This window comes from Kosakonia oryzendophytica (genome assembly GCF_027886705.1).
In the GTDB taxonomy this organism is placed as follows: Bacteria; Pseudomonadota; Gammaproteobacteria; order Enterobacterales; family Enterobacteriaceae; genus Kosakonia; species Kosakonia oryzendophytica.
In genome coordinates this window covers 2,495,371-2,509,049 of the sequence record NZ_CP115659.1, presented here as the reverse complement: position 1 = coordinate 2,509,049, position 13,679 = coordinate 2,495,371, and the positions used below count along the sequence as shown (strand labels likewise).

15 protein-coding genes are annotated in these 13,679 nt (G+C 51.7%); 2 read left to right on the top strand and 13 right to left on the bottom strand.

The features are described from left to right. Positions 1–2: 2 nt before the first annotated feature. The 4 genes from O9K67_RS12215 to O9K67_RS12200 form a co-directional block, all read right to left on the bottom strand. The gene (locus O9K67_RS12215) at positions 3–764 is read right to left on the bottom strand and encodes an alpha/beta fold hydrolase (RefSeq protein WP_061495989.1); all 762 of its coding nucleotides are present in this window, start codon (positions 762–764) and stop codon (positions 3–5) included. 63 nt (positions 765–827) lie between these two features. Then, on the bottom strand, positions 828–1,001 hold the full coding sequence (locus O9K67_RS12210; RefSeq protein WP_071890021.1) for a GhoT/OrtT family toxin: 174 nt from the start codon (positions 999–1,001) through the stop codon (positions 828–830). 86 nt (positions 1,002–1,087) lie between these two features. After that, entirely contained in the window at positions 1,088–1,261 is a 174-nt protein-coding gene (locus tag O9K67_RS12205) for a GhoT/OrtT family toxin (RefSeq protein WP_071890708.1), read from the bottom strand. 173 nt (positions 1,262–1,434) lie between these two features. Next, positions 1,435–1,728 carry a hypothetical protein gene (locus tag O9K67_RS12200; RefSeq protein ID WP_061495993.1) on the bottom strand — a complete coding sequence of 98 codons (294 nt, stop codon included), beginning with the start codon at positions 1,726–1,728 and terminating at the stop codon, positions 1,435–1,437. Positions 1,729–1,991: 263 nt separating this feature from the next. On the opposite strand from O9K67_RS12200, the gene O9K67_RS12195 reads away from it, so the two are divergent. Both O9K67_RS12195 and tnpA read left to right on the top strand, forming a co-directional pair. Then, positions 1,992–2,429 carry an ECs1072 family phage-associated protein gene (locus tag O9K67_RS12195; RefSeq protein WP_061495995.1) on the top strand — a complete coding sequence of 146 codons (438 nt, stop codon included), beginning with the start codon at positions 1,992–1,994 and terminating at the stop codon, positions 2,427–2,429. Positions 2,430–2,601: 172 nt separating this feature from the next. Then, positions 2,602–3,036: an IS200/IS605 family transposase gene (gene tnpA / locus O9K67_RS12190; RefSeq protein ID WP_061493626.1), complete on the top strand. Its 435-nt coding sequence runs from the start codon at positions 2,602–2,604 to the stop codon at positions 3,034–3,036. Between the two features lie 81 nt (positions 3,037–3,117). On the opposite strand, the gene O9K67_RS12185 is transcribed toward tnpA, so the two are convergent. The 9 genes from O9K67_RS12185 to O9K67_RS12145 all read right to left on the bottom strand — a co-directional run bounded on the left by O9K67_RS12185 (position 3,118) and on the right by O9K67_RS12145 (position 13,426). Beyond that, positions 3,118–3,339, bottom strand: coding sequence for a hypothetical protein (locus O9K67_RS12185; RefSeq protein ID WP_061495997.1), 222 nt, complete (start codon positions 3,337–3,339; stop codon positions 3,118–3,120). 272 nt (positions 3,340–3,611) lie between these two features. Beyond that, positions 3,612–5,036 carry an aminobutyraldehyde dehydrogenase gene (gene patD, locus O9K67_RS12180; RefSeq protein WP_061495998.1) on the bottom strand — a complete coding sequence of 475 codons (1,425 nt, stop codon included), beginning with the start codon at positions 5,034–5,036 and terminating at the stop codon, positions 3,612–3,614. A 25-nt stretch (positions 5,037–5,061) separates the two neighbouring features. Next, positions 5,062–5,856 carry an ABC transporter permease gene (locus O9K67_RS12175; RefSeq protein WP_061495999.1) on the bottom strand — a complete coding sequence of 265 codons (795 nt, stop codon included), beginning with the start codon at positions 5,854–5,856 and terminating at the stop codon, positions 5,062–5,064. Continuing rightward, complete coding sequence (locus O9K67_RS12170; RefSeq protein ID WP_061496000.1) at positions 5,846–6,781, bottom strand: ABC transporter permease; 936 nt, start codon at positions 6,779–6,781, stop codon at positions 5,846–5,848. The genes O9K67_RS12175 and O9K67_RS12170 overlap by 11 nt, the downstream gene beginning before the upstream one ends. Position 6,782: 1 nt before the next feature. Continuing rightward, a complete protein-coding gene (locus O9K67_RS12165; RefSeq protein ID WP_061496002.1) occupies positions 6,783–7,796 on the bottom strand; it encodes an ABC transporter ATP-binding protein in 1,014 nt (337 codons plus the stop codon). Between the two features lie 17 nt (positions 7,797–7,813). Further along, positions 7,814–8,956 (bottom strand): putative ABC transporter substrate-binding protein YdcS, encoded by a 1,143-nt coding sequence (ydcS, locus tag O9K67_RS12160; RefSeq protein WP_061496003.1) that lies wholly within the window; start codon positions 8,954–8,956, stop codon positions 7,814–7,816. 347 nt (positions 8,957–9,303) lie between these two features. Then, the gene (locus tag O9K67_RS12155) at positions 9,304–10,710 is read right to left on the bottom strand and encodes an aminotransferase-like domain-containing protein (RefSeq protein WP_061496005.1); all 1,407 of its coding nucleotides are present in this window, start codon (positions 10,708–10,710) and stop codon (positions 9,304–9,306) included. Between the two features lie 84 nt (positions 10,711–10,794). Continuing rightward, on the bottom strand, positions 10,795–11,748 hold the full coding sequence (locus O9K67_RS12150) for an HNH endonuclease (protein ID WP_061496007.1): 954 nt from the start codon (positions 11,746–11,748) through the stop codon (positions 10,795–10,797). Further along, positions 11,714–13,426: an AAA family ATPase gene (locus tag O9K67_RS12145; RefSeq protein WP_061496009.1), complete on the bottom strand. Its 1,713-nt coding sequence runs from the start codon at positions 13,424–13,426 to the stop codon at positions 11,714–11,716. The genes O9K67_RS12150 and O9K67_RS12145 overlap by 35 nt, the downstream gene beginning before the upstream one ends. Positions 13,427–13,679 lie beyond the last annotated feature (253 nt).

The window sequence follows — 13,679 nt, the reverse complement described above, 5'->3', positions numbered from 1 at the left end:
TTTTACTCATGTTCGGCAATAAAGGCGCTCAGCGCACGTGCCAGCGCAGCGGGCTGTTCCCATGACATGGAATGCCCCGCCTGCGGAATGATCCGCACCTCTATACCTTGATCCAACACCTGTTGAGCATCGTTATCCGGTAGCGATAACTCACCAAAAATCAGCGTCTTTGGCCGTGGAAAACGGCTAAACAACGCCATCCATGACGGGGCAATACCGTCAACCAGGCTTTTCGCGCCACGCCACATAGCCCAGGACGCGTTACTTTGCAGGCTGCCTGCCCACGGTGTTTTCTCCTGGCCTAATAACATGGCGTAACCGCAGGTGACAAATTCGGCTTCCTCTTCAGCGGCAATCACCCGGCTGAACACCCCGCCTCCGGCATGAAAATTGGGCTCGGAAACCGCCAGCGCGCGAATCCGTTGTGGGACCAGCGCAGCCACTTCAATTGCAATACTGCCACCCATGCTGTGGCCATACAGCCAGCAAGCGTCAAGTTGCAGATAGTCAAGGAGTTCAACGATGACCTTCGCCTGTTCACTGGTGCGGTAGGAAAAACTCGCCGGACGTTCGCTGTAACCGCTGCCGGGCAGATCGATAAGGATCGCGCGCCGGCCGCCGAAGGCTGGATCGGTTACCACGCGCGGGTATTCATACGATGATGCGCAGCCCAGTCCATGGATAAAAACCACCGGATCGCCGTGACCGGGCAGATCCTGCCAGCGAACCCACCCTTGTGCCTGCTGCGAATAAAAACTGTTCATGTGTCTCTCCTTTACCGTAATACTGTAATTATATACAGCAATCCAGTAAAGTGGCGAGAAACGTTAAAACAGAGAAAAAAGTAAGGCGACAGGAAAACTGATGGGCCAGGTTGCACCCACTAAAAAGGCACTGAGAATGCGAATTTTGCGGGTATCACTCGCAAGGAAATACGTTATTACACCGGACACGACCGCCATAACACCGTAAAAGATGAGTAGCTTTGTATATAATTCCAACGTCTGTCTCCTGTCCTTAGGTAAAACATCCGCGGCATATGTTGCACTTTTTTTAAGATTTTTGTGTTTTCAGCGTCACGCTTCACTCAGAAGAGGGAAAACAATAACGCCACCGGGAAACTCATCGGCCAGGTGGAACCCACCAAAAAAGCACTCAACAGACGAATGCGTTTCCGATCGTGGGAAAGAAACCAGGTAATAAATGCGCAAATCAGCGCCATAACACCGTAGAAAACCAACATTTTTTGATAGAGCGACATAGCAAACATTAACCAGGAAGTAACAAAACGTGCGCAATATGCTCTTTTTGTTGACATATATCAAGTTTAATTACTTATACCTGAAATTCATGGGCGCGTATTTTGATCTAACCCACTGATGGGCATAAAAAAGCCGGGTGTTCTGTTCACCCGGCTTGCCCGTAACGAACGGATCACCGCTGTCGTTCGCGCCACGTTTTAATCATCTCTTTCGTCACTTCGTCTGCATAGCAAATGGGTGAGTATCCCCCCGCTCTGCTCCATGCGCTGCGTTTACCGCAGGCGCTACCATTACGCGCCTGGTTATAAGGACACGCACAAGGGCCAGGGTAGTTGGCGATCGATTCGGCGATAATCTCTTTTTTAATCTGTGCGTCGGAAAGCGCCTGTGTTTTTGCCAGTCCTTCTGATGTCATCAGCATACTCACAGCCGCGATCACCCCGCACAACACTGCATTCCTGTTCATTATATGCATCCAGAGAAGGTATGAGTTTATACAGTAGTATTCACATAGTGAATAAGCATTGATTAAACGCAAATTATTCTGCGGGTTTTTACGGCGACGTAATCTATAAAAACAGAGAACATTGTCTGTGGAGGAAAATTTAATTTAAGGTAAAATTAAAATATAAACGATGCTGTTGAATAGCACCCTGAAGTTTGGCGACGATCGCGTAACTCTGTTATTGTCTGGCAGCAAGTCATACTTCAGGAGAAAAAGGTAAGGTTATGCAGAAATACGACGATCTGTGGCAAGCCATAGAAGTTCGGGTACGTGAAAACAATGACATAACGTACAACGATGTGACCACTGACAGTCCACGGGCGCATGCAGCCCGCCAGCGCACTGCGCAGATATTTATTCTTGAATCGCTACTCGCGCGCCATCGGGAAAAATATGCCAGCAGTTTCGTGCCGCTCTCCGGCGAAGAAGCATTGTATCATTTGATTCACAAACGCACCGGCTGGAAGCCCTTTGAAATAAAACAACTCTCGTTTCTCGACGTCATGTTTGTGCTAGCTGAACTCTTCCGCGATGAAAACTTACCTGCGGAAGTTCGCGCCGTGCTGCGTTCCCAGGGAATCAAAGACGAGCCGCTGCCCACCTACGACTTTTCGGAGAAAGACTGGGCCCCTCGCGAAAATGAAGTCTTTTTGAAAAGATAAGCATGCGAATTATTATAAAAAGAAGGGCTCATCAGAGCCCTTCTTTTTTTATTGTCACCCCTAAACCACCTCCTGGGGAGGTGGTGATTGATCCTGTAAGGCTATAGCCTGAAGAATGCCCATGCCGGAATATCTCTGCTTACTCACCACAAGTAAAAGGAGACAAACCGACATGGGGCTTTACAGGAGTTCATCACATGTATATTGGCGTTGTAAATACCACATAGTCTGGACGCCTAAGTACCGTTTCAGAATCCTGAAAGATAAGTTGGGCAAGGAACTTTACAGGACAATCTACATTCTCTGCGGAATAAAGGATTGTGAGGTTCTGGAGCTAAATGTTCAGCCAGATCATGTACATCTGGTCGTAATAGTCCCGCCGAAAATCTCGATATCAACTCTAATGGGGCATCTGAAAGGTCGCAGCGCAATCAGACTCTACAATCGTTTCCCACACATAAGAAAGAAGCTATGGGGCAACCACTTTTGGTCACGTGGCTACTTTGTAGATACTGTCGTTGTGAACGAGGAAATTATCAGACGATATGTGAGGCATCAGGAGAAAACGGAACAAATACATGAACAGCAAATGGAATTGCTAGAGTAGTAAGCGGAAAGTGACAATAGCCCCCCTTACAGGGGGCATTCTCAAAAGCCACCTTCTAAGAAGGTGGTCTTTTACTGAATTTTAATTGAGCGGCGATGACATCACTTCGCCATGCAACATATTCTCGATGCGTGCGAAATAAAACTCTTCGCCTTCGCAATAATAGGTTTCGATAGGCATGGCGCCGCGTGTTGCATCGCCATTGAGCCCTTCCAGTGCCCACGGAATTGAAGTTTCACCGTCTGCAACCGTCAGAAACTCAGACGTCCCGCCCGGACCGAGCACGACCACTGTTTTACTCATAGGTATATTTCCCCTGCCTGATTTTTTTTAAAAGCCAGACATTATCGAAGGCAGTAATGACTGCGATTTGTCGCGTTAATGACATTAATGTGACAGGGCAACGAAGATGTCTGAGTGCGGTATTATTTAAAAACTTATATTTTGCCATTCCGCTGGTGGCTGATGATGATTAAACCAGTTTCTTGCGCATAATAACAGCACGAAAACAGACTATGAGATATACCTCAAAAATATAAGGATTTGGCTGCCTTCCCTGGCAGCCGATAATTTTGTTAATGCTTGATCATAACGTGACGCACCACGGTGTAATCTTCCAGACCATACAGCGACATATCTTTGCCATAACCAGAGAGTTTTTGCCCACCGTGGGGCATTTCACTCACCAGCATAAAATGCGTATTGACCCAGGTGCAGCCATATTGCAGCCGCGCGCTGAGACGGTGCGCCCGCCCGACATCTTTCGTCCACACCGAAGACGCCAGGCCATACTGTGAGTCATTCGCCCAGCCCAGCACCTGCTCTTCGTTATCGAACTCAGTCATGCTGACCACAGGTCCAAACACTTCGCGCTGCACAATCGCATCTTCCTGCTTCGCCCCCGCCAGCAGCGTCGGTTGGTAATAGTAGCCCGCGCCCTCGCCTTTATTGCCGCCGGTAATGACGCGGATATGGCTCAGTGCACGAGCGTCATCCACGGCTTTGCTCACACGGGCAAGGTGTGCTGCGGAGCTAAGCGGCCCCAGCTCCGTTGAGGCATCCTCTGGCGCGCCCATTTTCAGACTGGCAACTGCAGCACCCAGCTTTTCCACCAGCGCGGCATAAATGCCTTTCTGCGCGTAGATACGGCACGCCGCAGTACAATCCTGCCCCGCATTGTAAAAACCGAATGTCCGTACGCCTTCTACCACCGCATCCAGATCGGCATCATCAAACACAATAACCGGCGCTTTGCCGCCCAGCTCCATGTGCGTGCGCTTAATGGATGACGCGGTGTGCCCGATAATGTGTTCACCGGTCGCGATAGATCCCGTCAGCGACACCATGCGCACTTTTTCGTGGCCGGTTAACGGATCGCCAACGGTTTTCCCCCGACCAAACAGGACGTTCAGTACCCCCGCCGGGAAGATATCTTTTGCCAGCTCTGCCAGTTTCAGTGCGGTTAACGGGGTAATTTCCGATGGCTTGATCACCACACAGTTACCGGCCGCCAGCGCCGGAGCCAGCTTCCACGCCGCCATCATCAACGGGTAGTTCCACGGTGCAATCGACGCGACAACGCCAATCGGATCGCGACGGATCATCGACGTGTGCCCTTCCAGATATTCCCCTGCGGCTAACCCGTTCAGGCAGCGTGCCGCGCCAGCAAAAAAGCGGAACACATCCACCACAGCGGGCAGTTCATCGTTCAGCACACAATGAAAGGGTTTACCGCAGTTGAGGGACTCGAGGCGGGCAAAGGTATCGGCATTCTCTTCAATGACCTGCGCCAGTTGCAGCAAGCACTCCGCCCGTGCTTTTGGCGTGGTTTGCCCCCAACTGGCAAAGGCGCGGTCTGCCGCCTGCACCGCCGCATCGACCTGGGCTGGTGAGGCTTCTGCGATCTCCAGCAACACCTCGCCGGTGGCCGGGTTGTAGACAGCCTGTTTCTCACCTTCGCCGTTAACCAGTTCGCCATTGATAAACAATTGATGTTGCATAGTTCTGTCCTTTCAGCGTTGTCAGTTATTTGCCGGTTTCCGCATCACGGGTTAGCCACCAGGCGCCGAGAATAGGCACGGTGGTGACTAGCATCACCAGCAGCGCAACCACATTCGTGACCGGCACATCACGCGGGCGGCCAAGCTGGTTAAGCAACCACAGTGGCAAGGTGCGCTCGTGGCCCGCGGTAAAGGTCGTGACGATGATTTCGTCAAACGACAACGCAAATGCCAGCATCCCCCCCGCCAGCAGCGCTGAACCGAGATTCGGCAGCACCACATAACGAAAGGTTTGCCAGGCATTTGCGCCTAAATCCATTGAGGCTTCCACCAGACTCCAGGAGGTGCGGCGGAAACGGGCGATGACGTTGTTAAATACCACCACCACGCAAAAGGTCGCATGCCCCACCACAATGGTAAAAAAGCCCGGCTCCAGATTGACCGTTTTAAAAGCGGTTAACAGCGCCAGCCCGGTAATGATGCCCGGCAGCGCAATGGGCAACAGCAGTAACAACGAGATGGCGCTCTTACCAAAAAAATCACTGCGCCATAAGGCCATTGCAGCAAGTGTGCCAAGAATCAATGCGATAACCGTCGCCAGGGCGGCAATTTGCAGTGACAGTGTGACTGCATCCAGGATGTCACCCCGCGCCGCCGCCACGCCGAACCAGCGCAGCGTAAAGCCCTGCGGCGGGAAACTGAATGCCGCATCCTCAGTATTGAAAGCATAGATGGCGATAATCAAAAGCGGGAAATGGAGAAAGATAACGCCACCCCAGGTGGCGACTTTGAGCAAAAACGGTGCGCGGTCAGAGTGCATCAAAAGCTCCCAGGCGTTTGACAAACGCCAGATAAATAGCAATGAGCACGATTGGAACCAGCGTAAAGGCGGCGGCCATCGGCATATTGCCTATCGCTCCCTGTTGGGAATAGACCATGTTGCCAATAAAGTAGCCCGGCGGTCCCACCAATTGCGGAACGATAAAATCCCCCAAGGTCAGCGAGAAGGTAAATATCGATCCCGCCGCCACACCAGGGATCGCCAGCGGCAACACCACATAACGAAAGGTCTGGCGCGGATGCGCGCCCAGGTCCGCCGACGCCTGCAACAGCGACGGCGGTAGCCGCTCCAGCGCGGCCTGAATCGGCAGGATCATAAACGGCAACCAGATATAGACGAACACCAAAAACCGCCCGAGGCCGGAGGTGGACAGCGTGTTGCCACCCACTGCAGGCAGCGCAAGAAGCGACGCCAGGACAGGCTCCAGCCCAAGGTGATTTAAAAACCACTGAGCAACGCCATCTTTCGCCAGCAATAGCGTCCAGGCGTAGGCTTTCACGATATAGCTCGCCCACATCGGCAACATCACCGCAATATAGAAAAAGGCTTTCCACTTTCCGCGACTGTAGCGCGCCATATACCACGCCATCGGGAAGGCGAGGATCGCGCTTGCCACAGTAACCGAAACCGCCATCACCAGTGTGCGTACAATGATGTCGTAATTGGCCGGATTAAACAGTGCCAACAGATTCGCCAGAGTCAGATCCGGCGTGACCGACATTGTAAAATCGTCGAAAGTGTAAAAACCTTGCCACAGCAGGGTCAGTAGCGACCCCAGGTAAACAATGCCAAACCACATCAGGGGGCCAAGGAGTAACAGCAACAACCCGAGTAGCGGTTTACGCCAGAATAGCCCGCTAAGGCTGGCGCGGCGCGATGACCTGCCGGTGATGCTCATCTCCATCTCACCCCGCTCCTTGGAGTAGCACCATCGCGTCCCGCGACCACGCGGCCCGCACTGCTTTCCCCGGTGCCAGCGTCTCTGGTAATAACGCATCGGAGAGATTGGCCTGGCTGACCAGCAGCCTGACGCCATCGGGCAGCGCCAGTTCAAAGCGGGTTGACGCCCCCTGGTATTGCACTGCCTGTACGATTGCGTCAACTTCGATATCACCCGGCGCGTTCAGACGAATATGCTCCGGGCGTAGCGAGTACATGCCCTGCATACCGCACAGTTTCCCCGCCAGTGCCGCATCAAACACATTCGAGGTGCCGACAAAGCTGGCGACAAACGCCGTACGCGGACGCAGATAGAGTTCGCGCGGCGTGTCGACCTGTTCAATTTTGCCATTATTGAACACCGCCACCCGGTCAGACATCGACAGCGCTTCTCCCTGATCATGGGTCACGAAAATAAAGGTGATGCCCAGATCCTGCTGGAGTTTTTTCAGCTCCAGTTGCATCTGTTCGCGCAACTTGAGATCCAGTGCGCCCAGCGGTTCATCCAGCAGTAAGACCCGGGGTTCATTCACCAGGGCGCGGGCAATAGCCACACGCTGGCGCTGCCCGCCGGAGAGTTGCGAAGGTTTGCGACCGTGCGCGAAGCCAAGCGCCACCTTCTCCAGCGCCTCACGGGCGCGGGCGTGACGCTGTTTTTTCTCCATCCCTTTGACCATTAATCCGTAGGCAACATTGTCGAGGATCGACATATGCGGAAACAGCGCGTAATCCTGGAAAACGGTGTTCACATCCCGCTCCCACGGCGGCAGTTCGCTGGCTTCACGCCCAAAAATACGGATCGCCCCGCCGCTCAGTTGTTCAAAACCGGCAATCAGTCGCAGACAGGTGGTTTTGCCGGAGCCGGATGGCCCCAGCATCGAGAAAAATTCCCCATCGCGGACGGCAATGCTCACGCCGTCCACCGCCCGAATGTCGCCATACAGGCGGGAGACATCCTGAAACTCTACTGCATCAGTCATGCGTCGCTCCCGGCAGATTAGCGGCCGCCCATAATGGCGATGTAATCCTGCGTCCAGCGGCTATAAGGCACATATTTACCGCCTTCAGCCACCGGTGTTTTCCAGAAAGCGATTTTGTCGAAGAAACTGTAGCCGTTTGTTTCACAGCCGTTTTCGCCCAGCAAGGCACTGGCTTTACACCCTTGTGGCACCACCGGCAATGAACCAAACCAGGCCGCCACATCCCCCTGGACTTTTGGCGTCAGCGACCAGTTCATCCATTTGTAGGCGCAGTTTGGGTGTTTCGCCTGTGCGTGCAGCATGGTGGTGTCGGCCCAGCCGGTTACCCCTTCTTTCGGGAACACGGTGGCGATGGGCTGATTCTCACCTTTCAGGGCATTGGCCTGATAAGGCCAGGCGCTGGAGGCCACAACGCCTTCATTTTTGAAGTCGCTCATTTGCACGGTGGTGTCATGCCAATAACGGTGGATCAGGAGATGCTGATCGCGCAGCACTTTCAACACCGCCTGGTATTGCGCTTCTGTAAGCTGGTAGGGATCGCTGATGCCGAGCTGCGGTTGTGTGGCTTTCAGGAACAGCGCCGCATCGGCAATGTAGATGGGGCCATCGTAAGCCTGTACGCGGCCTTTGTTGCTTTTACCGTCGGGGAGATTTTGCTGCACAAAAACCACAGACCAGCTATCTGGCGGTGTCGGGAAGGTTTTGGTGTTGTACATCAGCAGGTTCGGGCCCCACTGATAGGGCGTGCCGTAAACCTTACCGTCCACATTGAACCACTGACCTTTCACCAGCTTCGGATCGAGGGTATTCCAGTTCGGGATAAGCGCCGTGTTAATCGGCTGCACACGCTTACCCATGATCAATCGCAGCGAGGCATCGCCGGAGGCGGTGACCAGGTCATAACCGCCTTTCGCAATCAGGCTGACCATCTCATCGGAGGTGGCGGCGGTTTTCACGTTCACCGCGCAGCCTGTGTCGCTTTCAAACTGGCTGACCCAGTCATATTGCTTATCCGTCTGGCCGCGCTCGATATAACCCGGCCAGGCAATAATATCCAGCCGCCCTTCTCCGGGTCCCACTTCCGTTGGCACGGCTGCGTGTGCAGTCATCACAGTGATACCCAGCGCACACAGGCTGCTACGGGCAAATTTCTTGCTCATCGGTTTTACTCCTGTCGCAATGAAAAATGAGCGGCAGCCTTGCCGTAAATATATCTCCCTTACTAAAAATAGTCGGCGGCCTGACGGGCTGAATGTCGCCCATCAGAAATTTCGCCAGGATGTGACTGACTCCGCATTACGTTAATTATGAAAATAATAAGCCGCGGTCTTTTAGAGTATAGACAAGGGGTTAGCGATGGCACGTTAATCTGTGTTGCTATTCACATTTCCTATGAATACACACAACGAAAGCGCAGAAAATAATGACGACGTAACCTCTGTTTACGCCGTCGCTATTTTTAAAATGAGAATGGTGTCTTCAGAAAATAAGAACAACTTGCCGACGTTTATTTCAACATGTCGCGGATTAATTCCCCCAGGCGAACGACCGCGCGTTCTTCTTTATCGCCCCACGACCAGGCACAATTAAAGCGGAAAAACGATCGCCAGTTATCCGTGGTCGAAAACATTTTGCCCGGCGCAATACTGATATGGTGTGCCAGCGCTCGCTGGCTCAGAACGCCCGCATCCAGACCGGCGGGCAATTCGAGCCATAAAAAATAGCCGCTTTCGTTACGGTAAATTTTCACCTCTGGCGGTAAATGGCGCAGCAATGCCTGCCAGGCCAGATGTTTACGCTCCGCAAGTTGCCTGCGCAGGCGGCGCAGATGGGCGTCGTAATGGTGGGTAGAGAGATAGTCCACCAGTGCCAGTTGCAGCGGAGAACTGGTAGATAAGGTGCTCATCAGTTGCAGTTGCTGAATGCGCTTCGCATGGCGACCTGCCGCGACCCAGCCCACACGAAACCCCGCCACCAGGCATTTTGAAAACGAGGAGCAGTGCAGCGTTATCTCCTGTTTATCCCACGCTTTGGCAGGCAACGGCTGTTCACGGCCGTAATAGAGTTCGCTGTAAACATCATCTTCAATCAGCGTGACGTTATGCGCGGCCAGCAGCGCGACCAGTCGCGCTTTTTTTTCCGCGCTGAGGGTAAAACCCAACGGGTTCTGGCTGTTGGTCATCAGCCAGCATGCCTTGACCGGGTACTCTGTCAGCGCCTGCGCCAGCGCATCCAGATCAATGCCCTCTTTCACATCTGTTGGTACCGACAGCGCTTTCAGTTTCAGGCGTTCCAGCGCCTGTAATGCGCCATAAAAGCACGGGCTTTCAATAATCACCCAGTCGCCTGGCTCCGTGACGGCTTGTAAGCTGAGATTCAGCGCCTCCAGCGCCCCGGCGGTAATCACGATTTCATCTGGCGAGACATTCATACCCTGGCGGGCATAGCGCCGGGCGATGGCATGACGAAGCTGACTGTTGCCCGGTGGCAGGTTCTCTATCACGCTCATGGCGGCAGCACTTTTGCTTACTTTCGCCAGCGAGCGGTTAAGTTGCGGCATCGGGAACAGTTTGGGATCCGGGAAGGCGGAGCCGAACGGCAACACGGAAGCGTCACAGCTTGCCTGTAACACGTCAAAAATATAGGTGTTGATATCCACCGCTTCATCGCGGGTCACTTTCATCTCCGGCGCGCGAGGCGTGCCCGGCGCGGGCGCAACGAAATACCCGGATTGCGGGCGGGCAATCACCCGCCCCTGACTTTCCAGCAACTGGTACGCATGGCCGACGGTCATAAAACTCAGCCCGCTGCTGGTGACCTGCTCACGCAGCGACGGCAGTTTCTCTCCCGGCCGCCAGACGCCCAGTTCAATCTGTTCACTGATTTGCTGCGCCAGGCGCTGGTATTTTTTCATATAACGGGAGCGTTCCTTTTCATATCAGTTATGAATATTACGACAAAAAACAGCGCCTGTTATAATTATGTTGCAAATAATCCTCTACAGCGGCACGTTTGCGGTCGCTCTGGCAACCGGCGCGATTGACGTCGCAGGCGGTGCGACCACCAGGCTTTTGTAGTAATCCATCACCGCCGTATTGCGAATTAATGCCACGTAATAGGCTGAAGCCCAGTGCGGATAATCAGGTTCGTTAATGCGTTCAGCCATGCCCACTGCCACCAGAGCGCTATCGCGTTGTGCCCGGCAGTAGCCGTCCACATTGACCGGGTTATGGGTCTGATTGCCTTTCTCAATAAAATTTTTGAGGTTGTTATGCTCCTGCCAACAATATTCCCGGATACGCTCAGCAATACGTAAACTATCGATATGCAATTTAATGCGTCTGCGATTTTCCTCCGACGTGTCAGGAGGAACAGTGAATGTCGGGTCACCTATTACCGTGACCGTATCCGGCTCAATACGCCTTAATGAGAGTTGAATGACAAAGCGTGTCCCTTCAAGGAGAGCGGAATAAAAGGGATGAATAAAAAAGCATCGCCTTTCATCGTCTGAATAATAGCGTTTGCTTTTAATTCGCGCGCAATATATGCATTGCGGAACTAAGTTATCGGGATAAATGGAAAACTCAGGCCAGTCACTTTCAGGGATAAAATGATCCAGCGTGTTAGGTTTTTCCGGGTAGCCACAATAAGGGCATTCAGAAAGGTCATTATTATTACGACGGCGCGATAACTCAGCACCCAGGTTTGCAGGTGCAGAATTGTAAAAATGGTTTAATAACTCTTTTTCAGGCCCAAAATCATCGCCATTCTTGAAAATACTGTTCGCTGGCCTGACTGTGTACCTTTGAATAATACGATCATACTGAGGGTAGCGAACACGTAAACGTGCAGAAATAGCATGCAACTGTGGAACTTTATCTTTGTCAGAATCCAGCGCCAGCGCTAACCAACTGTCATCATTCGGGATCCGCATATGGCTCAGTGCTTTCATCCCTGTCCCCCAACGTATAATGTGAATTATCCAGCTTGCTGAAAAGATATTGTTGTCCGTCTGAACCCAATTTCGGGAACAATATTCTTATTGCTTCTTCAGCAGAGTCATATTTCCTGATTTGCGCATCGATCTCTTCTTCAAACGGCTTGCTGCTGAAGTAATCGTTAAATGCTTCGCCAATGATCTGCTCAATAGACGCGGCAAAGGTTTCGCTTTGCGGTTGCATCACGCGTGTCGAATGCTGTGACGCGTTTCCTTCCTGCAAAATGGTGACGCGGTTTTTATGTATTTCTCGTACCATCAGCGCTGAGTGGGTGGCAATCACTGCATAGGAACGCGTTTCACGCAGCAGGGTTTTTAGCATCTTGATCAGGCCAATTTCCAGTTCCGGGTGCAGGTAAAGCTCCGGCTCATCAATCAGCACCAGGCTCTCATCCTCAATGTGGGCGATAAGCGGCGGTATCATATAGGCGTACATTAGCTGGCCTGAGCTCATGGCTTTTTCGTCGCCATTGCGAATAAAAGACAAGCCTGCTTTTAGATTGATGGCATCAAAGTCGATATCGTCGTTCGGATCAACGATGATCTGAAACCCATTTTTGTCGGTTAAGGCAATATGATCAAAGGAGAGCGCCCGGCGAAGGGTCTGCGTCAGCAGTGTAAACCGGGAGGTCTCTTTGAGTTTTGCAGAGACTTTTTCATGCTCAAGTATTTTTTGCAGCGCAATCACCGACTGCGCTTTTGGCCACTCGGTATCAAATACCCGTTGCGGGTTGCGAAAACCGATATAGGTATACGCGTCGAGCATTTTTATACGCCGGGCTTCTTCTTCTGACGAGCGAATCTGGATGGGTTCTAATTTTTCAATCTCATCGAGAATTTCTTCACGATGAGGGAAATTTTCAAAGGGGCTGAAAGCGGCGACAATGAGTTTGAGGAATTTACCATTGTTGGTTTTGTCTAATGAGATCCCGGCGATGCTATTGATGATTTCTTTCAACACCAGGGTCTTACCAAGCCCGTTTTTACCGATAATAATATTAATGTTATCGGTCAGCTCGCCACTGCGTCGGCGGCTGAAAGAAAATTTAACCGGTTCGAATGTCTCAGGTAGATCCAATTCTTCTATTGTCAGGTCTTGATGGGCTAAGTCGATAGCGCCAGGCGCAGCGATACTCACCCCTTTTGTTAATAAAGTTTCCGCTGTCGTTTTATTGCGCAGAAAGGCATTTTTATAACCGTTCCATGTTTTGAACCCTGTTTCACTATGAAACAGAGCGTAATAGCTGGCGTCGCATAAATTATTCAATAGCACCAGCGGTTCAAGACGATACTCCATTCTCAAGTAATTCAGCATCTTGTAGTAATCAATCTCATTGCCTAGCGAGATGATGTTATCGATGCGCATAAACCTTGATATATCATACAACCCTGAACGCACAATCTCGCCGTGCTCAGTAAAATAACTCGCGGTATTCATCCGGCTGCGACATAAAAATCGCGCCATACCAATATATTCTGTCTCTTGGCGACGACTGTGATAATGAACTGCAAACATCATCTCAAAGCCGAAATCATTCCACTGTGCGCTGTGGTTAGTGACGATATTATCCGGTACCAAATACAAACCCTCTGGCCCGTCAATCGCGAGTGAATTGCAAAAATAAACCTTCAACGTCCATCTCCTTCCGGTGAGAAGTCAGGCTTAACGGTTATGATCCATTCATAACCTGGTAAAATCTTAGAAGAGAATAAATCTAACACAGAGACATTTTGGCTACCACGCCACACGCCCTACCCGTATTGGCACTGAAACAGCGTGTCTATATCAGATGCCACTAAATAGCATTATCAGAGCAACTGTTATGGAAAAATTTCCCTAATCTGTTTCTGCAAGTTCAGGCTCGCGCTCATTAACATAACCACCA